23 protein-coding genes are annotated in these 25,267 nt (G+C 71.7%); 8 read left to right on the forward strand and 15 right to left on the reverse strand.

Translation table 11 applies throughout. The features are described 5' to 3' along the window. Positions 1-22: 22 nt before the first annotated feature. Together ACIP6U_RS06760 and ACIP6U_RS06765 are read right to left on the reverse strand one after the other, a co-directional pair. Positions 23-859, reverse strand: coding sequence for a MurR/RpiR family transcriptional regulator (locus tag ACIP6U_RS06760; protein ID WP_401713797.1), 837 nt, complete (start codon positions 857-859; stop codon positions 23-25). A 32-nt stretch (positions 860-891) separates the two neighbouring features. Beyond that, complete coding sequence (locus tag ACIP6U_RS06765; RefSeq protein WP_401713799.1) at positions 892-1,191, reverse strand: antibiotic biosynthesis monooxygenase family protein; 300 nt, start codon at positions 1,189-1,191, stop codon at positions 892-894. 146 nt (positions 1,192-1,337) lie between these two features. Between ACIP6U_RS06765 and ACIP6U_RS06770 the strand changes: the two genes are divergently transcribed. Together ACIP6U_RS06770 and ACIP6U_RS06775 are read left to right on the forward strand one after the other, a co-directional pair. Beyond that, complete coding sequence (locus tag ACIP6U_RS06770) at positions 1,338-2,573, forward strand: amidohydrolase family protein (RefSeq protein WP_401713801.1); 1,236 nt, start codon at positions 1,338-1,340, stop codon at positions 2,571-2,573. A gap of 106 nt (positions 2,574-2,679) precedes the next feature. Next, on the forward strand, positions 2,680-2,898 hold the full coding sequence (locus tag ACIP6U_RS06775) for a hypothetical protein (RefSeq protein WP_401713803.1): 219 nt from the start codon (positions 2,680-2,682) through the stop codon (positions 2,896-2,898). Positions 2,899-2,905: 7 nt separating this feature from the next. Here ACIP6U_RS06775 and ACIP6U_RS06780 read toward each other — a convergent pair whose 3' ends face one another. Further along, complete coding sequence (locus ACIP6U_RS06780; RefSeq protein ID WP_401713805.1) at positions 2,906-4,456, reverse strand: PLP-dependent aminotransferase family protein; 1,551 nt, start codon at positions 4,454-4,456, stop codon at positions 2,906-2,908. Between the two features lie 46 nt (positions 4,457-4,502). Here ACIP6U_RS06780 and ACIP6U_RS06785 point away from each other — a divergent pair, with 46 nt between their 5' ends. Beyond that, positions 4,503-5,024, forward strand: coding sequence for a carboxymuconolactone decarboxylase family protein (locus ACIP6U_RS06785; RefSeq protein WP_401713807.1), 522 nt, complete (start codon positions 4,503-4,505; stop codon positions 5,022-5,024). A gap of 2 nt (positions 5,025-5,026) precedes the next feature. Beyond that, positions 5,027-5,752, forward strand: a complete 726-nt coding sequence (locus tag ACIP6U_RS06790; RefSeq protein ID WP_401714422.1) for an isocitrate lyase/phosphoenolpyruvate mutase family protein — start codon at positions 5,027-5,029, stop codon at positions 5,750-5,752. Between the two features lie 33 nt (positions 5,753-5,785). Here the strand turns inward: ACIP6U_RS06790 and ACIP6U_RS06795 are convergent, their stop codons facing one another. The 5 genes from ACIP6U_RS06795 to ACIP6U_RS06815 all read right to left on the reverse strand — a co-directional run bounded on the left by ACIP6U_RS06795 (position 5,786) and on the right by ACIP6U_RS06815 (position 12,897). Then, positions 5,786-6,733 carry an ABC transporter substrate-binding protein gene (locus ACIP6U_RS06795; RefSeq protein ID WP_401713809.1) on the reverse strand — a complete coding sequence of 316 codons (948 nt, stop codon included), beginning with the start codon at positions 6,731-6,733 and terminating at the stop codon, positions 5,786-5,788. Position 6,734: 1 nt separating this feature from the next. Next, positions 6,735-8,678, reverse strand: a complete 1,944-nt coding sequence (locus ACIP6U_RS06800) for an ABC transporter permease (protein WP_401713811.1) — start codon at positions 8,676-8,678, stop codon at positions 6,735-6,737. 31 nt (positions 8,679-8,709) lie between these two features. After that, positions 8,710-9,750, reverse strand: a complete 1,041-nt coding sequence (locus ACIP6U_RS06805) for a glycine betaine/L-proline ABC transporter ATP-binding protein (protein ID WP_401713812.1) — start codon at positions 9,748-9,750, stop codon at positions 8,710-8,712. Then, entirely contained in the window at positions 9,750-11,303 is a 1,554-nt protein-coding gene (locus tag ACIP6U_RS06810; protein WP_401713814.1) for a GMC family oxidoreductase, read from the reverse strand. Before ACIP6U_RS06810 ends, ACIP6U_RS06805 begins: the two co-directional genes overlap by 1 nt. 64 nt (positions 11,304-11,367) lie before the next feature. Continuing rightward, complete coding sequence (locus ACIP6U_RS06815; RefSeq protein ID WP_401713816.1) at positions 11,368-12,897, reverse strand: aldehyde dehydrogenase family protein; 1,530 nt, start codon at positions 12,895-12,897, stop codon at positions 11,368-11,370. A 207-nt stretch (positions 12,898-13,104) separates the two neighbouring features. On the opposite strand from ACIP6U_RS06815, the gene ACIP6U_RS06820 reads away from it, so the two are divergent. Next, complete coding sequence (locus ACIP6U_RS06820) at positions 13,105-13,896, forward strand: hypothetical protein (RefSeq protein WP_401713818.1); 792 nt, start codon at positions 13,105-13,107, stop codon at positions 13,894-13,896. A gap of 31 nt (positions 13,897-13,927) precedes the next feature. On the opposite strand, the gene ACIP6U_RS06825 is transcribed toward ACIP6U_RS06820, so the two are convergent. From ACIP6U_RS06825 to ACIP6U_RS06835, 3 genes are all read right to left on the reverse strand, one after another. Beyond that, complete coding sequence (locus ACIP6U_RS06825) at positions 13,928-14,659, reverse strand: hypothetical protein (RefSeq protein ID WP_401713820.1); 732 nt, start codon at positions 14,657-14,659, stop codon at positions 13,928-13,930. 178 nt (positions 14,660-14,837) lie between these two features. Then, positions 14,838-15,197: a hypothetical protein gene (locus tag ACIP6U_RS06830; protein ID WP_401713822.1), complete on the reverse strand. Its 360-nt coding sequence runs from the start codon at positions 15,195-15,197 to the stop codon at positions 14,838-14,840. Further along, positions 15,187-16,893: a hypothetical protein gene (locus ACIP6U_RS06835; protein WP_401713824.1), complete on the reverse strand. Its 1,707-nt coding sequence runs from the start codon at positions 16,891-16,893 to the stop codon at positions 15,187-15,189. The genes ACIP6U_RS06830 and ACIP6U_RS06835 overlap by 11 nt, the downstream gene beginning before the upstream one ends. A gap of 153 nt (positions 16,894-17,046) precedes the next feature. Here ACIP6U_RS06835 and ACIP6U_RS06840 point away from each other — a divergent pair, with 153 nt between their 5' ends. Next, positions 17,047-17,976, forward strand: a complete 930-nt coding sequence (locus ACIP6U_RS06840; RefSeq protein WP_401713826.1) for a GNAT family N-acetyltransferase — start codon at positions 17,047-17,049, stop codon at positions 17,974-17,976. On the opposite strand, the gene ACIP6U_RS06845 is transcribed toward ACIP6U_RS06840, so the two are convergent. After that, on the reverse strand, positions 17,931-18,905 hold the full coding sequence (locus ACIP6U_RS06845; protein WP_401713828.1) for a LysR family transcriptional regulator: 975 nt from the start codon (positions 18,903-18,905) through the stop codon (positions 17,931-17,933). The genes ACIP6U_RS06840 and ACIP6U_RS06845 overlap by 46 nt on opposite strands. A gap of 108 nt (positions 18,906-19,013) precedes the next feature. Here ACIP6U_RS06845 and ACIP6U_RS06850 point away from each other — a divergent pair, with 108 nt between their 5' ends. Next, positions 19,014-20,423: an MFS transporter gene (locus ACIP6U_RS06850; protein WP_401713830.1), complete on the forward strand. Its 1,410-nt coding sequence runs from the start codon at positions 19,014-19,016 to the stop codon at positions 20,421-20,423. Between the two features lie 41 nt (positions 20,424-20,464). Continuing rightward, the gene (locus ACIP6U_RS06855; RefSeq protein WP_401713832.1) at positions 20,465-21,154 is read left to right on the forward strand and encodes a siderophore-interacting protein; all 690 of its coding nucleotides are present in this window, start codon (positions 20,465-20,467) and stop codon (positions 21,152-21,154) included. Between the two features lie 60 nt (positions 21,155-21,214). Here ACIP6U_RS06855 and ACIP6U_RS06860 read toward each other — a convergent pair whose 3' ends face one another. From ACIP6U_RS06860 to ACIP6U_RS06870, 3 genes are all read right to left on the reverse strand, one after another. After that, positions 21,215-22,144 (reverse strand): hypothetical protein, encoded by a 930-nt coding sequence (locus ACIP6U_RS06860; RefSeq protein WP_401713834.1) that lies wholly within the window; start codon positions 22,142-22,144, stop codon positions 21,215-21,217. Between the two features lie 158 nt (positions 22,145-22,302). Further along, on the reverse strand, positions 22,303-23,292 hold the full coding sequence (locus ACIP6U_RS06865; RefSeq protein WP_401713835.1) for a malate dehydrogenase: 990 nt from the start codon (positions 23,290-23,292) through the stop codon (positions 22,303-22,305). A gap of 358 nt (positions 23,293-23,650) precedes the next feature. Beyond that, complete coding sequence (locus ACIP6U_RS06870; protein WP_401713837.1) at positions 23,651-24,916, reverse strand: DUF2690 domain-containing protein; 1,266 nt, start codon at positions 24,914-24,916, stop codon at positions 23,651-23,653. Positions 24,917-25,267: the final 351 nt, after the last annotated feature.

Below are 25,267 nucleotides of genomic sequence, written 5' to 3' on the forward strand. Positions count from 1 at the left end.
GTTCAAGGGCCGGCTGACAGGTTCAGGGCTGGTCGTCCATCAGGTCGAGTTCCTGCCACAGCTGCTGGATCTGGCCCGCGGAGCGGACGGCGTCGTCATCGGCGAGTTCGCTGAGGATGGCCTGGACGGCGGCGACCACGCCGGTGAGGGATGGTCCGGTGTGGGTGGCTTCGATGGGGACGATGATCAGGTGGGTGGCATCCTCCGCGAGCGGGGAGGAGCGCAGGTCGGTCAGGATGCTGATGGTGGCGCCACGCCGACGGGCCAGTCGCGTCAGGCCGCGCAGGGTGCGGGTGAGCCGCCAGATGTTGATGGTGATGAGGCAGTCGCCCTCTTCCAGGCGGGCGACCTGGACGGCTTGACTGGTGGAGGAGCCGAGGGCGAGCTGGACGTCGTGGCCGGCGATGGTGCCGAGGTAACTCAGGATGTGGGCGGGCCCGGCCCCGCTGCCGGAGCTGATGATGAGCGTGCGGCGGGCGGCCTTGATGGCCCGGGCGGTGGCGCGGATGGCGGCGAGGTTGTCGGGAGTGGCCAGAGCGCTGATGTTGGTGGTGTCATGGCGCAGCATCTGGGCCGCGGGGTCGGCGGCCTCCGGACCCAGGGAGACGTCGCCGGAGGAGACTGAGGCGAGGTAGAGGGCCCGGAGTTCCTCACGCAGCTGGGGCCAGCCTTCGAAACCCAGCTGCTGGGCGGTGCGGACCACGGTCGAGACGTTGACTCCGGCCCGTTCGGCGATCTCGCGGGCCGAGGAGTAGCTGGCGAACTGGGGAGCCCGGGCCAGAAGGTGCGCCACGCGTTCGGCCTGAGGGCCGAGTGCGCCGCGGGTGGTGCGCTCGGCCAGCCATGACTCGATGGTCAAGGAGTCCTCTCCTCACGTGCGGGGCGACGGCTTCACTCGGCCACGTGGTGAGCGACGTGAAAGCCACGGGTGCTGATGGCGTCGGCGGAGTCGAAGAAGCGCGCCATCGCCAGCGCGTACTCCTGGCGCTCGGGTGAATTCTGCCAGGCCGTGCAGGCGTCGGCGTCGGGCCACAGAGCCGTGACCACGACGGTGTCCGGTGCGTCTGCCGGAACCAGGACCTGCGCCGCGAGTGCGCCCGAAGCCTCCAGGATGCCGGCCGAGCGGAAGTGGTCGACCAGCTCGTCACGGCGGCCGGGGGACGTGCGGAGAGACAGTGACGTGAACTTCATGAATCAATCATTGCATGCATGCTTTCCATGCATCTAATGTTGCACGCATCTTCCTGTACGTCGTCGCCGCCTCTCGCGGTTCTCGCCGCCTTCCCTGGCGAGAAGTCCGCCGGCCACAGCCCGGAACCACCGGAAGGAACCAGAAGATGCCCTCTTCGCATCCCGTACGTCTGCTGATCACGAACGCTCGGCTGCTCCACCCGGAGAGCGGTGAGCTGACCGACACCTCCTGGCTGGAGGCCGTCGACGGCCGCATCGCCGCTCACGGCACCGGGCGTGCGCCCGCGGCGCCCGAGGACGTGCCCGTTCTCGACGTCGGCGGCGCGACCATGCTGCCAGGCCTCATCGACGCCCACGTGCACATCCTGCTGACGACGTTCGACGCCAAGGAGGCGGCCGACTGGACGCCTGGATATGCCACCGCTCGCGCCCTGAAGGAAGCCGAGCGCATGCTCCGGCGCGGCTTCACCACCGTCCGCGACGTCGGCGGAGCCGACCACGGCATGGCCCGGGCCCTCGATGAGGGACTCGCGACCGGCCCCCGCCTGATCTACGGCGGCAGGGCCCTGTCGCAGTCCGGGGGCCACGGCGACCTCCGCCCGCTGGGCGACGACTCACTGCCCTGCTGTCAGAGCCGCCCCTCCTTCGGCCGTGTGGCCGACGGCGTGGACGCGGTACGTGCCGCCGCCCGCGACGAGTTCCGAAAGGGCGCATCGCATCTGAAGGTGCTGGTCAGCGGAGGCGTGGCCTCACCCCACGACGAGGTGTCGGCGGTCCAGTACACCGACGAGGAGATCCGCGCGGCCGTCGTCGAGGCCGAGCACCACAACCGCTATGTCACGGTGCACGCCTACCACTCCCGTGGGGTCAACCGGGCGCTGCGGGCGGGTGTCCGGTCCGTCGAGCACGGAAACCTCATCGACGACGAGACGATCGGCCTGCTCCTGGAGCACGATGCCTTTCTCGTTCCCACGCTGGTCACCTACGACCAGATGGCCCAGTTCGGCCGACGCGTCGGAATGCCCGAGCAGTCGTACAAGAAGATCGCCGACGTGCACGAGGCCGGCCTGTCCGCGCTTGAGCGCGCTTACCGGGCCGGCGTCAATCTGGTCTACGGCACGGACCTGATCGGTCCCCTGCACAGCGCCCAGCTCGAGGAATTCAACCTGCGGGCCCAGGTCCAGCCGCCTGCCGACATCCTGCGGTCCGCCACGACCACGGCCGCACGGCTGCTGCGCATGGAAGGCGAGATAGGCACTCTGGCCGTCGGGGCCCATGCCGACCTGCTCGTGGTGGACGGCAATCCGCTTGAGGACATCGGCGTTCTTGCCCGCCCGCAGCAGAGCCTGCTCCACGTCATCAAGGCGGGAGTCGTCGTCTGACCCCTCGCAAGCACCGGACCGGGGCAACCCAGGTCAACGGTACGAGGCCAGCCCCCGAGTCCGCTCCCCTCCACGCACGGCACACCGCACCCCGAAAGACCTGACCATGACATCCTTCTCACCCGGCGCCCCGGCCCACGACACGCCTCCCGCCCCCGCATCACAGAGCTTCACCGCCGAACTGAGCGATGCCCTCAACCCGCGCGGCGTCCTGCTGATCGTCGGCGTCTTCGCCCTCGGCGGCTACGCGGTGCTGGGCACCACGGCGGCCGTCACCGCGTCCGCCCTGCGTCTCCGTCGCGCTCAACGCCTTGCCGGCACGTGAACGACCGCTAAGGCAACGCCCGGCACAACGCCTCCAGCGCCCCCGACCACGCGTGCTCCGGTGGGGTCCCGTAGCCCACCACCAGCGCGTCGCGGCGTTCGACCGTCGCGTCGGGGTGCTGGTAGCGGTGCAGGCCGTGGAGGGCGAGGCCCTGCCAGGCGGCCGCGCGCAGGGCCTGTTGTTCGGTGCCCGGGGGAAGGCGGAGGACCACGTGCAGGCCGGCCGCGATGCCGGTGGCGCTGACCTGGGGGGCGCGGTGGGCGAGTTCGGCGACCAGGGCGTCGCGGCGCCGCCGGTAGCGCAGGCGGGAGGCGCGCACGTGACGGTCGTAGGCACCGGAGTTGATGAACTGGGCGAGGGTCAGCTGGTCCAGTGCCCCGCAGGAGTCGATGCCGCCCTTCGCGCGTGCCGCCTCCTGGGCGAGGCCCGGGGGCAGTATCAGCCAGGCCAGCCGGAGGCCCGGCGCGAGGGCCTTGCTGGCGGTGCCCGCGTACACGACGTGGTCGGGGTCCAGGCCCTGGAGGGCGCCGACGGGCTGGCGGTCGTAGCGGAACTCCCCGTCGTAGTCGTCCTCGATGACCATGCCGCCGGTGCGGCGGGCCCAGTCGACGACGGCCGCGCGCCGGTCGCGGTGCAGGGTGCCGCCCATCGGGAACTGGTGGGCGGGGGTGAGCAGGACCGCGCCCTCGTCGGTCAACTCCCTCGGGTCCGTGCCCCGTTCGTCGAAGGGGAGCGGGACGGTTCGCAGACCTTCGGCCGCGAGCAGGCGCCAGTGGATGTAGAGGCCGTACGACTCCACGGCGACCGTGCTCGCGCCGCGCGCCCGCAGTACCGCGCTGAGGATGCGCAGACCCTGCGAGATGCCGGCGCACACCAGGATGCGGTCGGGGTCGGCGCGTACGCCCCGGGCGCGGGCGAGGTAGCCGGCCAGCGCGGTGCGCAGTTCGACGCGGCCGCGCGGGTCGCCGTACCCGAGGGACTGGGACGGGACGTCTGTCAGGGCGCGCCGGGCGGCCTTGAGCCACTCCGCGCGCGGGAAGGAGGCGAGGTCGGGGGTGCCGGGGACCAGGTCGTAGGCGGGGCGGGGCGCTTCGCGGGGGCGGTGCGCTTCGCGAGGGCGGTGCTCTTCACCGGGGTGGAGGTGATGCCCCGCACGGGGGTGGCGATCACGGGGGTGGCGATGGGGCTCCTCGCCGGACGGCTCGGGGTCGGGGCGAGGTGGGGAGTCCGTCGCGATCGGCGTGCCCTCCCCGACCCACGCGCCCTTCGCACCCCTCGTGGCCTGCGCAGCCCGAACGCTCTCCGCGACCCGTGTGCCCGAGCCCTGGCGGGCCGTGAGCCAGCCCTCCGCCACCAGTTCGGCGTACGCGTCGGCGACCGTGTTGCGGGCGATGCCCAGGTCGGCGGCGAGTGAGCGGGAGGAGGGCAGGCGGGTGCCGGGGGCCAGGCGGCCGGTGCGGACGGCCTCGCGCAGGGCGTCGGTCAGGCCGCGGCGCAGGCCCGGTCCGGTCGGTTCCAGGTGGAGGTCTACGCCGAAAGTGGCCCACGTTTTCACCATGGAAATGGACCATACTCCTGGGCTGCCCGGAACCTAGGGTCGAGACATGACCACAGAGCAGACCGCCGAATCCGCCTCCGATCGCACCGATCAGTACGCCCCCGAGCACAGCCCCCGCCTGAACTGGGCCCAGCACGTGCCCGACGTCTACAAGGCGATGCTCCGCCTGGACGCCGCCGCCCGTAAGGGCCTCGACCCGAAGCTCAACGAGCTGGTCAAGATCCGGACCTCGCAGCTCAACCACTGCGCGTTCTGCCTGGACATGCACACCAAGGACGCGCTCGCGGCGGGCGAGAGCGTCGAGCGGATCATCCAGCTCGGCGCGTGGGAGGAGTCGCGGCACTTCTACACGGAGAAGGAGCTCGCGGCGCTCGAGCTGACCGAGGCGGTCACGGTCCTGACCGACGGTTTCGTGCCGGACGAGGTGTACGAGAAGGCCGCCAAGCACTTCGAGGAGGCCGAGCTGGCGCAGCTGATCGCCGCGATCACGGTGATCAACGCGTGGAACCGCTTCGGCGTGACCTGCCGCATGGTCCCGGGCCACTACACCGCCGGGCAGTACCAGTGACCGTGAGCAAGGTCGCCGCCTTCCGCGCCCTGCACCGGGGGCGCGTCCCGGGCGACCCGCTCGTGCTGCCCGGTCCCTGGGACGCGGCCAGCGCGCGGGTCCTCGTGGAGGCCGGTTTCCCCGCGCTCGCCACCCCGAGCGCGGGAGTCGCCGCGGCGCTCGGGTACGCGGACGGGGACGTGCCGGGCGAGGAGATGTTCGCCGCGGTGGCGCGCGTCACGCGGGCCGTGGACGTGCCGGTCTCCGCGGATGTGGAGGGCGGGTACGGGCTGGCGCCGAAGGAGCTGGTGGAGCGGCTGCTGGAAGCAGGGGCCGTGGGCTGCAATCTTGAGGACTCCGACGGGGGTGGTGTTCTCAAGGACCCGCGCGAGCACGCCGACTGGCTCGCCGAGGTGCGGTACGCGGCCGGGGACGAGCTGTTCGTCAACGCCCGGGTGGACACGTTCCTGCACGGGGACGGCGATCCCGAACGGGCCATCGAGCGGGCCGCGTTGTACGTCGCCGCCGGCGCCGACTGCGTCTATCCGATCGGCGCCCCGACGGACGTACTGCCGCTGCTGCGGTCCGGGATCCAGGGGCCGATCAACATGGCGGGCCGGCTGGACGGCGAGGGCCCCTCGCCCACCGAACTCGGTGAACTCGGGGCCACGCGCGTGACGTTCGGACCGGGCATGCAGCGCGCGGCGGCGCACGCGCTCCGTGGGATCGCCGACCGCCTCAAGAAGTAGGAGACGGCCGACGACCCTACGGAACAAGGGCGTTCAGGACAGCCACGCCTTCCACGTGGACGTGTGGCTGTCCACCCACTTCTTCGCCGCCTGCTCGGGTGTGAGCTTCTGGTCGGCGATCAGCAGGGAGACCTCGTTCTGGTCCTCGGTCGTCCACTTGAACTTCTTCAGGAAGGCCGCCGCCTCGCCGCCCTTCTTCGAGAAGTCCGCGTTGAGGTACTTCTGCAACGGCGTGTGTGGATAGGCGCAGGCCACCTTCGCCGGGTCCGCGTCGCAACCCTCCTTGTACGCGGGCAACTTGACCTCGGTCATCGGGACCTTCTTGAACAGCCACTGCGGCGCGTACCAGTACGTCAGGAAGGGCTTCTTCTCCTTGGCGAACTGCCGCATCTGCGTGATCTGCGCGGCCTCCGAACCGGCGAACACCACCTGGTAGTCCAGCTTCAGGTTGCTCACCAGCGCCTTGTCGTTGGTGACGTACGACGGCGAGCCGTCCATCAACTGACCCTTGCCGCCGCTCTCGGGGGTGCGGAACAGCGACGAGTACTTGTTGAGGTTCTTCCAGTCGGTGATGTCCGGGTGCTGTTTGACGAGGTACGTCGGCACGTACCAGCCGATGTGGCCGGTCACCCCGAGTCCGCCGCCCCGGGCGATGGTGTGCTTGTCGTCGACGTAGCGCTTCTCCTGGTCGGGGTGGCCCCAGTCCTCCAGGATCGCGTCGACCCGGCCCTGGCTGAGCGCGTCCCAGGCGGGCACCTCGTCGACCTGGACGGTGTCGACGCGGTAGCCGAGCCGATGCTCCAACAGGTACTGCGCGACAGCCACGTTGGCCTGCGCGCCGACCCAGGACTGCACGGAGAGGGTCACCGTCCTGGCGCCCTGCGCGTTGGCGAAGGGCGAGGCCTGCTTGGTCATGTCGGCGGCGCCGCAGCCGGTCAGCAGGACCAGCGACGCGACGGCAGCGGTCGTACGTACGCGCATGTCACGCTCCCTTGTTCGTGCGGCGCCGCGTCGGCTGGGTCACCCGGTCGAGCATCAGGCCGAGGCAGACGATCGCGCCGCCCGCCACCAGGCCGGTCGCCAGGTCGCCCTGGGCCAGGCCGAAGACGACGTCGTAGCCGAGCGCGCCGCCGCCGACCAGGCCGCCGATGATGACGACGGCGAGGACGAGGACCACGCCCTGGTTGACGGCGAGCAGCAACGCCGGTCGCGCGAGCGGGAGTTGGACCTGGCGCAGCTGCTGCCAGCTGGTCGCGCCGAGCGAGTTCGAGGACTCCAGCGCGGCCGGGTCGACCTGACGCAGGCCCTGGGTGGTGATGCGGACGACGGCGGGCAGCGCGTAGACGACCGCCGCGGCGACGGCGGGCGCGCGGCCGACGCCGAACAGCGCGACGACCGGGATCAGGTACACGAACTGCGGCATGGTCTGGAAGACGTCCAGGACGGGCCGCAGCAGCCGTTCGAAGCGGTCGCTGCGGGCCGCCGCGATGCCGGTCGCGAAGCCCAGGACGAGGGTGACGGCGACGGCCGCGAGGACCTGCGAGAGCGTGTCGAGGGACGGCTTCCACACGCCGAGGACGCCGATCGCGGCCATGGCGAGGACCGCGGTGAGTGCGGTGCGCCAGGTGCCGATCAGCCAGGCGAGGGTGGCGACCAGGAGCAGCACCGACCACCAGGGCAGCCACTGCAGACCGTCGCGGACGGGGTCCAGGACCCAGGTGGTGAAGTGCCCGGCCCAGTCTGCGGTGCCGCCGACGACCGGGACGCCCGAGTAGAGGTGGGCGGTCATCCAGTCGACGGCGCGGTTGACCGGCGTGGCGATGTTCAGCGTCCAGGATTCGGGCCAGTCGAGCCGGCCCGCGAGACGCGCGGCGAGGGCCACGACCACGACGGTGCCGCCCGCGTAGAGCCAACGGCGGCTCCCGATCTCTTCCTCGCCCGTGCTGTCGCCCGCCGCGCCGGTCACCCGGTCCAGCACGACCGCGAGGAGCACGATCGGGATGCCGGCCGCGAGGGCCGCGCCGACGTCGACGGAGGCGAGCGCCTGGTAGACGCGGTCGCCGAGGCCGCCGGCGCCGATCACGGAGGCGATGACCGCCATGGACAGCGCCATCATGATCGTCTGGTTGAGGCCGAGCAGGAGTTCCCTGCGGGCCAGCGGGATACGGGCGGTCAGCAGCCGTTGGCGGGCGCTCGCGCCGAGTGAGTCGACCGCCTCCAGGACCTCCTTGTCCGCGCCGCGCAGGCCGAGGGCGGTGAGGCGGGCCATCGGCGGGGCGGCGTAGACGACGGTGGCCAGGACGGCCGCGGGCACGCCGATGCCGAAGACCAGGACGACGGGCAGCAGGTAGGCGAAGGCGGGCAGCACCTGCATGGTGTCCAGGACCGGGCGCAGGGCGCGGTCGAGCCGTTCCGAGAGACCGCCGGCCAGGCCCAGCAGGAGGCCGACGGCGACCGACGCGAGGACGGCGACGACCATCAGCGCGAGCGTCTGCATGGTCGGCACCCACATGCCGAGCAGCCCGCAGGCGAGGAACGCGGCGCCCGTGCCGAGCGCGAGCCGCACGCCGGCCACCCGCCAGGCGACCAGCGCGCCGAAGGCCGTGACCCCGGCCCAGCCCGCGGCGAGGAGCACGAGATAGACGGCGCGTACGCAGATGACGACCGCGTTGCTGACGTAGCCGAAGAAGTAGAGGAACAGGGGGTGGCTGTCGCGGTTGTCGATGATCCAGTCGCTGACGTCGGTCAGCGGTTTGGTGAGGTCGACGGTGAGCGCGTCGGGCCAACTTCCGCTGGCCCAGCGGGCGTTGGCGAGCGGTACGAGGATCGCCGCGGCGAGCGCGATGAGCAGCAGCTTCTGGACCGACCGGCGCTTGAGCAGGTCGGTGGGGAGGGCGCGGGGGACGGATGCGGTGAACGTGGCCATCAGACCGCCTCCTTGGGCCGATTCGTCGGCATCAGACCGCCTCCTTGAACCGCTCCCCCGCGACGACCGCGAGGAGGCGCTCGTGGTCGAGGACGCCCAGACAGTGGCCGTCCTCCACCACACAGGCCGTCCGGCCACTGCGGGCGACGGCCTTGATCGCGTCGGCGACCACGGCGTCGGGGGCGAGCGCGCCCGGATGGTCCGGGCCGCCGCAGTCACCGGGGCGCATGGCCGTACGCACGGTCATGACCTGTTCGAGGGGGACGTCCCGGACGAAGTCGCGGACGTAGTCGTCGGCGGGGCTGCCGACGATCTCCTCGGGCGTGCCCAGCTGGACGACCCGGCCGTCGCGCATCAGGGCGATCCGGTCGCCGAGCCGCAGGGCCTCGCTGAGGTCATGGGTGATGAAGACCATCGTGCGGCCCTCCTCGCGGTGCAGGCGGACCACCTCCTCCTGCATGTCCCGCCGGATCAGCGGGTCCAGCGCGCTGAACGGCTCGTCGAACAGCAGGACCTGGGGATCGACCGCCAACGCACGGGCCAGGCCCACGCGTTGCCGCTGGCCGCCGGAGAGCTGGGCCGGCCTGCGCTGTTCCATGCCCTCCAGCCCGACCTTGGCGACGACCTCCTGGGCCCGTGCCCGGCGTTCGGCCTTGCCCATGCCCTGGATCTCCAGGCCGTAGGCCACGTTGTCGAGGACCGTGCGGTGCGGGAGCAGACCGAAGTGCTGGAAGACCATCGCGGCACGGTGCCGGCGCAGTTCACGCAGCCGGGCCTTGTCCATGGCGCGGACGTCCTCGCCGTCGATGGAGATCGTGCCGGCGGTCGGCTCGATCAGCCGGGTCAGACAGCGCACGAGCGTCGACTTGCCGGAGCCGGACAGGCCCATCACCACGAAGACCTCGCCCTTGCGCACGTCGAAGGAGACGTCACGGACGGCGGCGGTGCAGCCGGTACGGGTGCGCAGTTCGACGGGGTCGAGAGCGCGCAGGTCGGGGTCGGTGGGGACGGAGTCGGACTTGGGGCCGAAGACCTTCCACAGGCCGTCGACCGAGAAGACTGCCTCGCTCATCACGCACCGCCTCCGATCAGGTCGACAGCCCGCTCACCGACCATCAACACCCCGATCATCGGGTTCACCGCGGGCATGGTCGGGAAGACGGACGCGTCGGCGATCCGGATGCCGTCCAGGCCGCGGATCCTCAGCTCCGGGTCCACCACGGCCTGTTCGTCGTCGACGGCGCCCATGCGGCAGGTGCCGGCCGGGTGGTACACGGTGTGCGCGACCTTGCGGGCGTACTCGCTCAGCTCGGCGTCGCCGAGGACCTCCGGGCCGGGGCAGACCTCGCGCTTCAGCCAGCCGGCCAGCGGCTCGGTCTTGGCGATCTCGCGGGCGATGCGGATGCCGTCGACGAGGGTGCGGCCGTCGTGGTCGTTCTCGTCGGTGAAGTAGCGGAAGTCGAGGGCGGGCTTGACGGACGGGTCGGCGCTGGTGAGGAAGAGCCGGCCGCGGCTCTTGGGCTTGGGGATGTTGGGGGTCATCGAGACGCCGAACTCCGGCCGCTCGTAGCCGAGGCGCTCCGGGTTGTCGGTGAACGGGATTTGATAGAAGTGGAACATCAGGTCGGGGCCCAGGTGTTCGGGGTCGCGGCGCACGAACAGGCCCGCGTCGGAGTCCATCGCGGAGTTCTCGGGGAGGGGTCCGTTCGTCTCCCAGACGATGACCGACTCGGGGTGGTCGAGGAGGTTCTCGCCGACGCCCGGCAGGTCGTGGGCGACCGGGATGCCGAGCGCTTCGAGGTCGGCGCGGGGGCCGATGCCCGAATGCAGCAGCAGGCGGGGCGAGTCGACGGCGCCCGCGCACAGGACGACCTCGTTGCGGGCCCGTATCAGCAGCTCCTCGCCGTCCTGGGTGCGCACGTGCACGCCCTTGGCACGGGTGCCGTCGAGCTCCAGCTTGTACGCCCACGTCTCAAGGAAGATGCGGAGGTTGGGGCGCTCGTCCATCACCGGGTGCAGATACGCCACCGACGCGCTCGACCGCTTGTTGTCCTCGGGGTGGTAGGCGAGGTCGAAGAAGCCGACGCCCTCCGTGAACGGCTTCTGGTTGAAGCCCTCGACGCGCGGGACGCCCAGCGCGGTCCGGGCCGCGTCGACGAAGTCGCGGGCGATGGCGTTCCGGTCCTTCTCGTCGACCGGCACGATGTTGTTGAGGAGCCGGGCGTAGTACGCCTCCATCGGCACCGCGCCCCAGCCCCGGGCGCCGGCCGTCTCCCACTCGTCCCAGTCGGACGGCAGCGGCTTGAAGGCGATCAGGGTGTTGTGCGAGGAGCAGCCGCCGAGCACCCGGGCGCGGCTGTGCCGGATGTGGGAGTTGCCGCGCGGCTGCTCGGTGGTGGGGTAGTCGTAGTCCAACTCGCCGCCGAGCAGGCCCATCCAGCGGCGCAGGGTGAGGACGTCCTCGCGGCCCACGTCACTGGGGCCGCCTTCGATGACGGCGACGGTGACGTCGGGGTTCTCGGTGAGGCGGGAGGCGATGACGGAGCCCGCGGTGCCGCCGCCGATGACGACGTAGTCGTATGCGTACGCGTTCTCGTTCTGGTTCTCGTTCTCGCTCTGGGGCATAGGGGTGCTCACTCCAGTGGGGGCTGGGGTCTGAAAGCTGAGGGTGGAAGGGCCGTGCGTCGGCTCAGCCCGCGAACCAACGCACCGGCTTCGGCGCGAGGTTCTGGTAGATGTGCTTGGTCTCGCGGTACTCGGCGAGTCCGGCGGGGCCCAACTCCCGCCCCACGCCGCTCTTCCCGAAGCCGCCCCACTCCGCCTGCGGGAGGTAGGGGTGGAAGTCGTTGATCCAGACGGTGCCGTGCCGCAGCCGGGCGGCGACCCGGCGGGCCTTGGCGCCGTCGCCGGTCCAGACCCCGCCGGCCAGGCCGTACTCGGTGTCGTTGGCGAGCGCGACGGCCTCGTCCTCGGTGCGGAAGGTCTCGACGGTGAGGACCGGGCCGAAGACCTCTTCGCGCACGACCCGCATCTCGCGGTGGCACTGGTCCAGGACGGTGGGCTCGTAGAAGTAGCCGCCGGCCGGGCGTTCGACGGACGGCTCGGGGCGTCGGCCGCCGGCCCGCAGCACGGCACCCTCGGCGAGCGCGGAGGCGACGTACGCCTCGACCTTGGCGCGCTGCTGCTCGGAGACGAGCGGGCCGCACTCGACGCCGTCCTCGGTGCCCCGGCCCAGGCGTATCTTCTGGGCGCGGCGGGCGAGTTCGGCGACGAAGCGCTCGCGCAGGGACTCCTCGACGATGAGCCGGGCGCCGGCCGAGCAGACCTGGCCGCTGTGGATGAAGGCCGCGTTGAGGGCCTGGTCGACGGCGGTGTCGAAGTCCTCGTCGGTGGCGCAGGCGTCGGCGAAGACGACGTTGGGGTTCTTGCCGCCGAGTTCGAGGGCGACCTTCTTGACGGTGGGGGCGGCGGCCTGGGCGACCTTGGTGCCGCTGACCAGGCCGCCGGTGAAGGAGACCAGGTCGACGTCGGGGTGTTCGGCGAGGCGGGCGCCGACGGTGTGGCCGGGTCCGGTGACCAGGCCCGCGACGCCGGCGGGCAGGCCGGCCTCGGTGAGCAGGTCGATCAGGGCGATCGTGGTCAGCGGGGTGATCTCGCTGGGCTTGACCACGAAGGTGTTGCCGGCCGCGAGCGCCGGGGCGATCTTCCAACTGGCCTGGAGGAGGGGGTAGTTCCAGGGGGTGATCAGAGCGCAGACACCGACGGGTTCGTGTACGACGACACTGTGGATGTCGGGCGAGCCCGCGTCGACGATCCGGCCGGGGGACTCGGCGGCGACGAGGTCGGCGAAGTAGCGGAAGGCGTCCGCGACACAGTCGATGTCGACGCGGCCCTCCTCGGCGGTCTTGCCTGCGTCCCGGCTCTCCAGCAGCCCGAGCCGTTCGCGGTCGCGCACGAGCAGGTCGGCGACGCGGCGCAGCAGGGCGGCGCGCTCGGCGACCGGGGTGCGCGGCCAGTCGCCGTGGTCGAAGGCCTGCCGGGCGGCGGCGACCGCCAGGTCCGTGTCCTTCTCGTCACCCTCCGCGACCAGGGCGAACGGCAGCCCGTCCGCGGGGTCGAGGACCTCGCGCGCGGCACCGGAGACGGCTTCACGCCATTCCCCGCGCACGTGGATGGTCGCCTGCGCCTCTAGCCCCAGGCCGTCTGCTGTGTCCGCCATGATCGGTGTTGCCTTCCGTTCCTGTTCAGCGCCCCTGAGTGACACGGATGTCACCCAGCGGGACCGTGAGCACATGCCCCCGGCCCCCGATTGCATGCGCAATTCATGGCCGAAAGTGCGCTGTGTCACTGGGCATGCGGGCAAATGGGGCGAACCGTACGCTGAACGGTGAGGCCGACCCGTGGGGCAGAGCCTGGAGGTGGGGCAATGACCAGGAAGGCGTTGATCTGCACGGCGGCGAGTGCGGCCCTGCTGCTGTCCGTCGCCCCAGCCGTCGCGGTGGCCGACGACGGCCCCTCCGCCGGGGAACTGGCCGACCAGGCCAAGGACAACCTGCTCAAGACCGACTCCGTGCACCTGAAACTGACCGACCGCGGCACGGACGCCAAGGACGGCAAGACCCAGCCGACCTCGATGGATCTGGCCCTGGACCGGGACGGCAACTGCGTCGGCACGCTGCGGATGGGCTCCGGCGGGGGCAGCCTCGAACTGGTCAAGCGGGGCGAGGAGGTGTGGATGAAGCCGGACACCGCGTTCTGGAAGGCCCAGGTGCCCGGTGGCCAGGGCGAGGCGGTGGCCGAGCTCTTCAAGAACCTCCCCCACTCTCGGCTTCGCTCGACCGGGGGGACCCCCACCATCCTCGGCTCCACGAAGGACTCCCTGCTGAAGAGCCTCTCCGGCACCTGCGACCTCACCGCGTTCCAGAAGGAGCTCTACACCGGCGGGTCCACCAGCGACACCCCGCTCACCAAGGGCGCCGAGACGAAGATCGACGGCACGAAGGTCATCCCGCTGAAGGGCACGCGGGACGGCAAGCGGACGGTTCTGTACGTCACTTCGGCGGCACCGCACCGCCTGGTCGAGGCCACCCAGAAGGGCGACGGCACCGACATGGCCTTGACCTTCCGGGACTACGGCGAACCTGTGCCGTCGGCGACCCCCGCGCCGGACGACACGGTGGACATCGGGAAGCTCCAGCAGGAGCTGCGCACCGCGTGAGCCCGCGTCGGGGTGCCGTCCCCCTGTCCCGTCAGTCCAGGCCGGCGTCGGTGCCGCAGGAGGTGTAGGGCGGGCAGAACCAGGTCAACGCGGTGGCCAGACGGGCGAGTTCGTCCGCGCGCCCGTCGGAGTCGGGGCCGTAGGAGGCAAGGGCGTAGATGTTGCCGTCGGCCGCGACGAAACGCTCGTCGTAGACGTGCCAGGTACCGACGTCGGGCTCGCCCTTGATGGTGTCGGCCAGGTATTCGAGGCGCGAGCCGGTGAACTGCCCGTCGTCGAGCGTCTGCAGATCGAGCTTCCGGAAGCCGGCGGCCTTGCTGGTCCGGTCCGACAGGAACAGCTCGAAGGAGGCGGCCGGGGAATCCTCCGCCACCTGGTACACCTGCAACCGGTGAGACCGGTCCGCACTGCGGTAGTTGACCACCGCGATCCCGAACTCGGAGTCGACCGTACCGCGCGTCCACCCCTCGGGAACCGCGATCTGGAACCCCTCCGCGTCGTCGTACTTCTCGTACCCGGCGGGCGGCCCGAAGACCGACGGCGACACCGACACCGACACCGACGGGGAGACCGTCCCCTCGCCGGGCGTCACTCCGGCAGCACTCCACTCCGACGGCGACGGAGACCCCACGGAACTCCCCGCGACCGGCTTGTCGTCCGACCCGCCGTCGCCCTTCCCCACGACCAACGTCAGGACGAGACTCACGGCCACCCCGACCACGGCCGCCCCGACGACGACGGACCACACAAGCCGCCGATTCATCCCACCGACGGTCGCGGGAGCGGGGGCCGGCACCTCGGGTGCCCAACTACCCACAGTGGCCCACTCATTGACGGGAGGCGTCGGCGGAGTCACCGCCCCCGCGCCCTCCCTCGTCCCCTCCTCCCACCGTTGCAGGTCCTCGTTCCAGTAGCGCTCTCCCCCGCTCATCGCGCCCCTCTCACAACCCCACCAGCGCGGCGACCGCCCCCGCCGAGGCGAGGACGTCGAGCAGGGACTGGGAGTCGGCGAGCAGTTCGCGCAGGCGTTGGCGGCGGCCGTGCCCCGCCTGGCCCGTGCCGGTGATCTCGGTCTCGGTCTCCGCGAGCTCCGCCGCCAGTGCCGCCGTCTGTTCGCTCGCCCGCACCCGTTCCAGGTCGGCTCTCAACTCCCGTACCGCCGCGAGCAGTTCCTCGGTCGCCTGGTCGCGCTCCCCGGCCGGCCCGTGCTGGTGGTGGCTCTCGGCGTGGGCGTGGCTGCCGACCGCGAAGGTGCTGTCCGAGACGTTTCCGAAGCTGACGTTCGGTTCTTCACTGGGCATGGCTTTCCGCCCCCTTCTGCGGCGCGGGGCCGCCCGAGACAGTGGCTGAGGCGGACGCGGTCGCATGGCTGCCGACGGCGAACGTGCTGCCCTCGACCCGGCCGATGTTCACGTCGCCGTTGCTGATGTTGACGATCTTCTGGACGAACTCGCCGGTCTCGTAACCGCATTCGGCGAGCGCGACCCGTACGCCGTTCGCGACCCGGTCCTGCACGCTGCGCAGATAGCGGGCGACGTCCATCTCCTGGAAGAGGGAACCCGCGGGCACCGCGCCCAGTTCGCGTACCGACAGCGCCGGGCCGTCGGGCAGCGCGCCCGCGTAGCCACCGGTCAGCAGGCGCCAGAAGTAGTAGAGGCCGCGGCCGAGTTGGGCCAGCGCACGGCCCGCCGAGGCCGGCACCAGGGCGAGGGCCGCCGCGCCCTTGCCGAGCGCGTTGTTGTTGCGGAACCGGTGCGCCGTACGGTCGGCGTCCTTGAACTCCGCCCGCACCGGCGTCAGTACGTGCGGGGCGATCTCCAGCATCAGCATGCTGCCCTGCGTGTGGATGCGCACGAAGACCGTGACGACCAGCTCCTCCTCCCAGCCGCCGACGCGGATCCGCAGGAAGTGCCGCCGCTTCTCGGCGCCCTCCTCGACGGCCCGCGCCCGGTGCTCCTCGAAGGCCTGCGGGGTGTACGGCGCCTGCTCCCGGCTGGTCAGCCCCTCGGCCGGCAGGAACACGCACTCGTCGATCTCCAGCCAGCGCAGCCGGTCCCGGACACCGGGACCCGCGTACTCGGCGGGCACCCGGAGCTGTTCGAGCAGCGGACGGATCCGCTCCAGGACCACGCGGTTGCTCAGCGGCCGCCGGCTGTTGGTCTCGTCCGGCCGCAGTTCCACCGCGAGCACCCAGGTGTCGTACGCCGTTCCCGCCCCGCAGAACGGACGGGCCTCGTGGTACATGACCAGCGGCGCGTGCTGTTCCAGCCGGATGCGCTGCGTGAGCCGCCGGAGACGGTGGCCGTCGGCCTGTTCGGCGGGGTCGGCGGCGGCGTCCGGGAAGCGCTGCGGGGAGAGTTCGGCGGCCAGCGCCCGGCTGAACTGATCGCGCTGCGCGTGCAGGCACAGCGCGATGAGCGCGAACACCCCGAGCGTGACCCAGGCGTGCCACGGCTCGGCGAGGCCGCCGATGTCGTCGACGCTCGGGACGACGACGTCACCGAGGCTCGCCGGGTCCGAGGAGCCGGACGTGTCCGCGGTGTCCGAGCCTTCGCCGAACGCGGCGAGGACCGTGAAGACCAGGAACACCGCGAAGAACACCCGCCCCCACCAGCGCAGCAGGAACGCCGGGATCAGCCGGTACAGCGGCGGCTCCGCGGCCCGGCCCCTGACCCAGGGCGCGATCGCGAGCGCCACGCTCGGCCACAGGAAGAAGGCGAGGAGCCCGCCGCTGAGCGGCGCCCCCACCACCCACAGGCCGATGACGGCCCCGGCCCACAGCAGCTCGTGGCGGCGGGCGCGCAGGGCGTGGGCGAGGACCCGGGCGGCGTCGAAGCCGAGCGAGGGGGCCACCATCCGCTGTTCGTTGAGGTGGAGCTCCTCGATGACGCGGTCGCGGTAGCCGGAGTCCAGATAGGTGCCCGCGCACAGCAGCCGGGTCGCCTCACTGGCGTGCGGAGGTAAGGAAGGCAGAGAAGGCGGCGAAGCGGTAGTCACGCGGTTCCCCCGATGCGTGGAAAGACCTTTGCCAGACGCTCAGTTGACAAACCGTCAGCATAGAGCGACGGAAGTGACGGGCGAAAGTGGAATGACAGGGATGGAGCGACAGGGATGGACGGACCCGGATTCTTTGACTAAAGTCAAAGAATTATGAGGCGCGAGAACACCGAACCCGTGCCGGCGGAGCAGGTGGCGACCCTCCGCCGGTTCAACCGTTACTTCACCCGCCGTATCGGCGCGCTCGACGACCACTACCTCGGCCAGGACCGCCCGCTCGGCGAGGCCCGACTGCTGTTCGAGATCGAGTCCGGGGACATCGAGTCCGGGGACGGGGTCTCGCTGCGCGAGCTGCGGAGCCGCCTGGGCCTGGACGCCGGGTATCTGAGCCGGATGGCGAAGACCCTGGAGGCGCAGGGCGTGGTCCGGATCGGCACGGACCCGGCCGACAACCGCCTGCGCAGGGTCGAACTGACCCCGGCGGGACGCGTCGAGATCAAGGAGCAGAACCGCCGGGCCAACGCGCTCGCGGCCGGCCTCCTCGACACCCTCAGCGAGCCCCAGCGCGCCGAACTCACCCACGCGATGGCCACCGCCCAGCGCCTGCTCCGGCTGGCCGCGATCACGGTCACCTTGGTCGACGGCGCCGCCGAGGACGCCCGCGGCTGCCTGGACGGCTACGCGGCCGACATCGGCGCCCGCTTCCCGGAGGGCTTCGACAAGTCCGACCTCGTACGGCCCGAGGAGGTCACCGGCGACGCGGGCGCCTTCTTCGTCGCGTACGAGGAGGGGCGGCCCATGGCCTGCGGGGCGCTACGGACGCTCGAGCCGGGCGTGGGCGAGATCCGGCACGTCTGGGTCCACCCCGAGGCCCGCCGCCTGGGCCTGGCCCGCCGGATCCTCGCGGAGCTGGAGCGGGCCGCTGTGGAGCACGGCTTCGACGTCGTACGACTGGACACGCACGCGGTGCTCACGGAGGCGCAGGCGATGTACCGGGCGTGCGGGTACACGGAGATCCCGGCCTACGTCGACCACGTCTACGCCTCCCACTGGTTCGAGAAGCGGCTGGCCGGCGCCCGCTGACCCTCCTCCCCCAGCAGCTCCCGCACACAGGCCCGCAACCACGCGTGCGCCGGGTCGGCGTCATGCCGTGGATGCCAGGCCAACCCCAGTTCTAGAACCGGGAGTCGCAGCGGTACGTCGAAGGTGACCAGGCCCAGCGAGACGGCCAGCGGCACGGTCCAGTAGCTGATCAGGCCGATCAGGTCGGTGTCGCGCAGCACGAACAGCGAGGCGGGGAAGGTGCCGACGGTGCCCACCACCCGGCGTTTCAGGCCGAGTTCGGCGAGCCGCGCGTCGACGGGACCGTGCAGTTTGCCGCGCCGCGAGACGATCAGGTGGTCGGCCTCGCCCGCGAACCGCTCGGGCGTCAACTCCCCCTCCAGCAACGGGTGTCCGGGCCGGACGACGCCGACCATCCGGTCCTCGTAGAGGAGTTCGTGGTGCACCTCGGGCGCCGTCGCGTCCAGGACCCCGACCTCCAGGTCGGCGGTGCCCTGGCGCAGGACCGGCGCGTCGACATGGCTCTCGGCGAGGAAGCGGATCCGGATGCCGGGCGCCTCCTCGGCGGCGCGCGCGAGCAGCCGGGCGCCGTACAGGGCGGCGAGCGCGTCGTGCCCGATGATCGTGAGCGTCCGGCTGACGGTCCTGAGGTCGGCGCCCCGGCCGGGCGCGAACAGGGCCCGGGCTCGCTCCACCACCGCGCTCACCTCGGCCCGCACGGCCAGCGCGTGCGGGGTGGGCACCATCTGCCGCCCGGCCCGGACCAGCACGGGATCGCCGAGCGCCTTGCGGATCCGGCCCAGGGTGCGGCTCATGGCGGGTTCGGAGAGATGCAGTCGCCGGGCGGCACCCTGCACGCTCTGCTCCTCGAGCAGCACGTCGAGGGCGACCAGCAGATTGAGGTCCAGGCCCCCTGAGCCGCCGGAACTCGCGGATTGCGTCACACGCATTCTCCCCTTGCAAAGGTTGCACTGGAAAGCAGGCCACTGCCGAGCCTACGGTGACGGGGCATCCCTCACCACACCTCCCGCACCCCACCGAAGCTCCCTGGAGGAGCCATGCCCCCGCCTGCCCTCAAACGGTCCGTCCTGCTCACCCTCTGCGCCTGCGTGCTCGTCGCGCAGAGCATGGTCGCCGCCATCAACCTCCTGATCCCACAGCTGAGTTCGTCCGCCCTGCACCCCTCGCACACCCAACTCCTGTGGATGGTCGACGCGTACGTCATCGTCTTCGCCGGACTCCTCATCCCGGCCGGCGCCCTGGGCGACCGGTACGGCCGCAAGGGCGCGCTGCTCGCCGGGCTCGCGCTCTTCGCGGCGGGCGCCGCCACCAGCGCGCTCGCCCAGAACCCGGCGACGCTGATCGCGGGCCGCGGCCTGTCCGGCGCGGGCGCGGCGCTGATCACCCCGGCGACGATGTCGATCCTGGTCCACCTCTCCGCCCCGGAACACCGATCCCGCGCGATGGCGTCCTGGACGCTCGCGCTCGGCCTCGGCGGACTCGCCGGGAACCTCGGCGGCGGTCTGGTCGGCCAGTTCCTGTCCTGGCGTGCCCTGTTCGGGGCGATGGTCCCGCTGGCCGCCCTGCTGGCCCTCGCGGTCACCCTCACCACACCCCGCACGGCCCGCGCCGCGCACAGCAACCTCGACCCCACCGGCACGGTCCTGCTGACCACCGGCCTGGTCGCCGTCCTCTTCGGCATCATCGAGGGCCCGGCCCACGGCTGGACCTCCCCGCGCATCATCACGGCCTTCGCGACGGGCGCCGCCCTCACAGCGGCGTTCACGCTCCACGCCCTGCGCTCCCGCACCCCCCTCCTCGACCCGCGTGTCTTCACCTCCCCCACCCTCCGCGCGGCCACCCTCGGCACGGCCACCGGCTTCTTCGGCCTGTTCTCCCTCTTCTACGTCAACTCCCAGTACCTGCAAGGCATCAAGGGCTACGGCGCCGCCGTCACCGGCGTCGCGATCGTGCCGCTGACGATCGGCATGGCCCTGGTCCCGAGGCTCGCCGTCCGCTGGGCGCACCGCCCGCGGCCGGTCATCGGCACCGGTCTCGCCCTCATCGGCCTGGGCCTGCTCGGCGCGTCCACCGCCGACGCGGGTACCCCGTACTGGACGTACGCCTGCTGGCTGCTCGTGATCTCGGCGGGCACCGGGCTGTCGATGCCCGCGCTCACGGTCGGTGTCGTCACCTCGCTGCCGCCGCACCAGACGGGCCTCGGCTCCGGCCTGGGCACCTCCGCCCGCGAACTCGGCGCGGCCCTCGGCGTCGCGGTCACCGGCACCGTCCTGGCCGCCCACCCCGACCTGGCTCAGGGCATGGGCCCGGCCCTGCGTACGGTGGCGTTCATCGTCCTCGCGGCGACGGCCCTCGTGATCGTCGGACACCGCGACCGGACCACCACCACACGCACTATCGCGTCCGACGGGAAACGCGTACTATCGCGTCCATCCCGTCGCATCTGATCATCGACTCCCCTCACGCGCGACCCAGTTGAGGAGCCCCCGTGCCCGCCGCCCTCCTGAACCCCGTCCTCGACCTGCTGACCCTCCGCGCCACCGTCACCGCGGCCGAACCCGTCACCGCCCGCATGCGCCGACTGCGCGTCGAGGGCGACGCCCTCGCCGGACTCGAGGTCCGCCCCGGCCAGCAGGTACGCGTCCTGGTCGGCGGCCTGACCCTGCGGACGTACTCCGTGTGGCACTACGACCCGTCCGGCGCCGTCGAGTTGCGCGTCCTTGACCACTCCGAGGGGGGACCCGGGGCCCGTTGGGGGAAGAGCGTCGGCGTCGGGGACCAGGTGCGGCTGCGGAAGCCCGAGGGCACCTTCACCCTCCGCTCCGACGCCACCCACCACGTCTTCGTCGGTGAGGAGACGGCGTCCGTCGCCTTCGGCGCGATGCTGGCCGCGCTGCCGGAGGACGCGCGGATCTCCGGCTGCGTGGAGACGGAGGCACCCGACGACCGACTCCCGCTCCCCCACGCGGACCGCCTGAACTGGCTGACCAGGGGCGCCACTTCGCTCCCGGACGCGGTCCAGCGGCTGGCCCCCGAGCCGGGCGGGATCGCCTATGTCGCCGGCGAGGCGCGGACCGTGCAGCAGGTACGGCAGATCCTGGTCCGCGAGGCGGGCTGGGACCGACGGTCCGTCCTCACCAAGCCGTTCTGGGCACCGGGCAAGCGCGGACTGGAGTAGGCGCGGGCCGGCTCACGGGCACTCCCGCAGCCCGACTCGCACGCACTCCCGCAGCCCGACTCACGTGCACTCCGCGCCCGCCGGGCAGAAGGACCGCACCGCCATGGCGAGCGGCTCCCGCACCGATTCCGGTGCCAGGTCCGCCGGTCCGCCCGCCCGGATCGCGTACAGCGACCCGTCGGCCGCCCGGAACCGGTGGTCGACGATCTGCCGCGCCCCCGTCTCCGGATCGTCGTAGCGGTACGTCAACTCGGCCCAGGTGTCCCCGCGATCGCGCTCGATCACCTGGTACCCGGGCTGCTTCGCGAACCCGTACCCGGGGTCGGTCTCGGCCAGTTCGAGGGACTCGTAGGGCGTGGCCTCGGAGACCCGGAAGATCTGCAACTGGCGGCTGTCGCCGGGAGCGTCGTAGAAGACCACGGGCGCGAGCTGCCCCGTCTTCTGCCGACGGGTCCAGCCCTCGGGCACGTCGACGGTGTAGCCGGTCGGGTCCTGGGCACGGCGGTAACCGGTTGACGGGGACGGCGAGTTGGGCGTCACGGAAGCCAGGGGCGAGGCGGGCGGGGTGGAGGTCTGCGGCTGCGGACTCTCACTCGTGCCGGCACTGACGCTGGTCGCGGGAGTCGCCGTATCCCCGGTGGAGCCGTCCCGATTGACGTACCAGAACCCGGCCCCCGCGCCCGCGCCGAGGACCACCGTCGCCGTGAGTGTGACGAGCAGCCGCCGTGCGCCGCCGGACCGGCCGGGCGCCGGCGCGGGCGGCGGATACGGATACGGGGCCGGTGGTGTCCAACCCGTGGGCGGCGGCACCGGATCGCCCGGGCGACCGTGGGCAGCGACCCAGTCCGGGGGCGTGACGTTCGTACGGGTCTCCGCGCTCGCCCAGTCCGGCGGCGGTGTGGACCGCCCTCCCGACCAGGCCGCCTGCCCGCTCTCCTCGCTCGGCTCACGCTCGCCGGAACCCGAGCTGTAGCCGTTCCATCCGCTCATCGCGAACCCCCCGATATCACCCTGGCGGGCACCTGTCCTGACGGTAGCGGCGAAAACGGACGCGGGCCCCGTTCCGGATGGAACCGGAACAGGGCCCGTGCAGGCTCGTGACAGAAGCCGTGGGGTGAGCGGGGCCGAAGAGCCCTGCTGAGGGTGGCTCAGATCAGACCGAGGGCGCGGACCGCCTCGCGCTCCTCCGTCAGCTCCTGCACCGACGCGTCGATGCGGGCGCGGGAGAACTCGTTGATGTCCAGGCCCTGGACGATCTCGTAGACGCCGTCCTTGGTGGTGACCGGGAAGGAGGAGATGAGGCCCTCCGGGACGCCGTAGGAACCGTCCGACGGGATGCCCATGGACGTCCAGTCGCCGTCCGCCGTGCCGTTGACCCAGGTGTGGACGTGGTCGATGGCCGCGTTGGCGGCGGAGGCCGCGGAGGACGCGCCGCGGGCCTCGATGATCGCGGCACCGCGCTTGGCGACGGTCGGGATGAAGTCCTCGGCCAGCCACTTCTCGTCGTTCACGGTCTCGGCGGCGTTCTTGCCGGCGACCGTGGCGTGGAAGATGTCGGGGTACTGGGTGGCGGAGTGGTTGCCCCAGATGGTCAGGCGCTTGATGTCGGCGACCGTGGTGCCCGTCTTCTTCGCGAGCTGGGTCAGCGCGCGGTTGTGGTCCAGGCGGGTCATCGCGGTGAAGCGCTCGGCCGGTACGTCCGGGGCGGCGGCCTGCGCGATGAGCGCGTTGGTGTTGGCCGGGTTGCCGACGACGAGGACCTTGATGTCGTCCGCGGCGTTGTCGTTGATGGCCTTGCCCTGCGGCTTGAAGATGCCGCCGTTGGCGGAGAGCAGGTCGCCGCGCTCCATGCCCTTGGTGCGCGGGCGGGCGCCCACGAGGAGGGCGACGTTGGCGCCGGCGAAGGCGACGTTCGGGTCGTCGGTGATGTCGATGCCCTGGAGGAGCGGGAAGGCGGAGTCGTCGAGCTCCATCGCCGTGCCCTCGGCGGCCTTGAGCGCCGGGGTGATCTCCAGGAGGCGCAGCTTGACCGGCACGTCCGCGCCGAGCAGCTGGCCGGAGGCGATGCGGAAGAGCAGGGCGTAACCGATCTGGCCGGCCGCGCCGGTGACGGTGACGTTCACGGGAGTGCGGGTCATGGCGTTCTCCGTATACAGCTGGCGGTGGAGCGTCCGGGTGGGACGTACAGATGATCGATCTCTTGGTATCAAGAGAGATCCACCGGTCAGGCTATCGCGCATCCGGGATCGCGTACGTCCGGGTCCGATGTGGCCCGTCCCACAGCCCTCACCGTTGTCGGCTCACGGCATCGGATCACTCGGTCGAGTGAACCCTCGCACCATTTCGCGGGCGGTACGCATAGTCGCCCCCAACTCGGGCACGCGAACCGTACCCCCACGGGAGTCCGGCGCAGTCGGTACCCCCACAAGGCGGCCGCCTCGGTCCCCCTCTCCCGGACCGGGCGGCCGCCCTCCTTTTTTCGCCGTCTCCGCTGCGCTACTGGGCGCACCCCTTCTGCCCGGACGCGAGGGTCGCGCACGCCGTCGCCTCGCCCGCGTCCTTCACCGCGACCATCGGCGTGTACGCGATGGTGTCGCCGGCCGTCGTGATGCTGTCGTTCTCCTTCGCGGTGCCCGCGGCCACCTGGACCTGGTCGCCCTGGGCGGCCTGGGTGATACGGCCCCAGGCGGCGCCGCAGGTCTCGCTGTACCGGACCTCGACGATGGTCGTGCCGACGGTGGCGGTCTTCGCGGTCGTCACCGCGTTGGCGTCCGTCGTGCAGCCCATCGCCTCGGCGTCCTTGCCGGTGCAGGAGGCGCCCGCGCACTTCACGCCGGGCGGCAGGTCGGTCTGGACGCTGGCCGAGGGCGAGACCGAGGCCTTGGCGTCGTCGTCCGTCTTGTCCTTGCCTTTGTCGGTCAGGAAGAACACGGCCGCTATGACGACCAGCACGCCGACGACCCCCGCGAGGAACATCGTCAGCCGCCGCCTGCCACCGCCGTCACCGCGCGAGCGGCCGGAGCCACCCGACCCGACGGACCCCGCGGACCCGGCTGAACCGCTCTGCGGCGGCTGCCCGAACGGGCTCGGCGTGCCCGGCGTCCAGCCGGGACCGTCGGGCACCGGGGACGAGGCCGACGCCGGTGTCGATGCCGGGGACGCGGTTCCCGAGGCGCGGGCCGCGGTCTGCGGTGGCCGCTGGTACCCGGCGATCCCCCAGGAGTTGCCGCCGGAGGAGGACGCCCCCGAGGACCCGCCGGCCGCGTCGGCGGGAGTCGCCGCCGGATCCCGTACATCCCGCGCGTCACGGGTGTCGGGCGCCGTCGGCTGCGGCGGCACCGTCGGTGCCACGCCCGCCGGTCCCGCCACTCCGGGTATCGCCGTCGCGCTCCCGCCCTTGCGGGCCGTCCTGCTGCCCTTGGCATTCGCCGGAGGCGCCCCGAACTCCCCGAGCGCGGCGCGCGCCTGGGAGATCCGGATGGCCTCCATGGTCATGTCGTGGCGCATCTCCGAACGGCTCCAGGCACGCTCGGCGAGCTCCCACATCGTGGTCAGATGGATCGGATTGGTGCCGGTGACCTCCGCCAGGGCGACGATCGCGCCCTTGGGTGCCAGCAGCCGCCCGTTGAGATATCTCTCCCAGGACGTCTTGCTGTAGCCCGTGCGGTCGGCGACCGACGCGACGCTCAGGCCGCTGCGGTCCACAAGCCGGCGCAGCTGGCTCGCGAACTCCCTGACCTGCGGATCGAGTTCATCCGGCAAGGCCCTCCAACGAGGCATTGCTTCCCCCCTCTTCCCCCCGGTTCGTGCTGGTCTTCCTCGCGTTTTCCCCCGCGCGTGGCGCCCTGTTCCGAGTCCCCGTTCTGGCTACCCACAGGGATGCGCCCACTAAGGATCTCAGTTCCCGGGGTGGGGGCGCACGGGAGCGTTGAGCCGCGGACATGCACCGTTGCACGCCCGGCGGGCCGTGGTCCAGTGTCCCACCGGAGGTCCCCCTCGACCGCCCGGCCGGACCCGCCTACGCTAGCGCCCTTGTTTCACAACCCCGTGTCAAATCCGCAAACTTGTCAATACATCGACACCGCAGCCACACACGGACAACCCCACCCGCCT

The organism is Streptomyces sp. NPDC088794, from assembly GCF_044750545.1.
Taxonomy (GTDB): domain Bacteria; phylum Actinomycetota; class Actinomycetes; order Streptomycetales; family Streptomycetaceae; genus Streptomyces.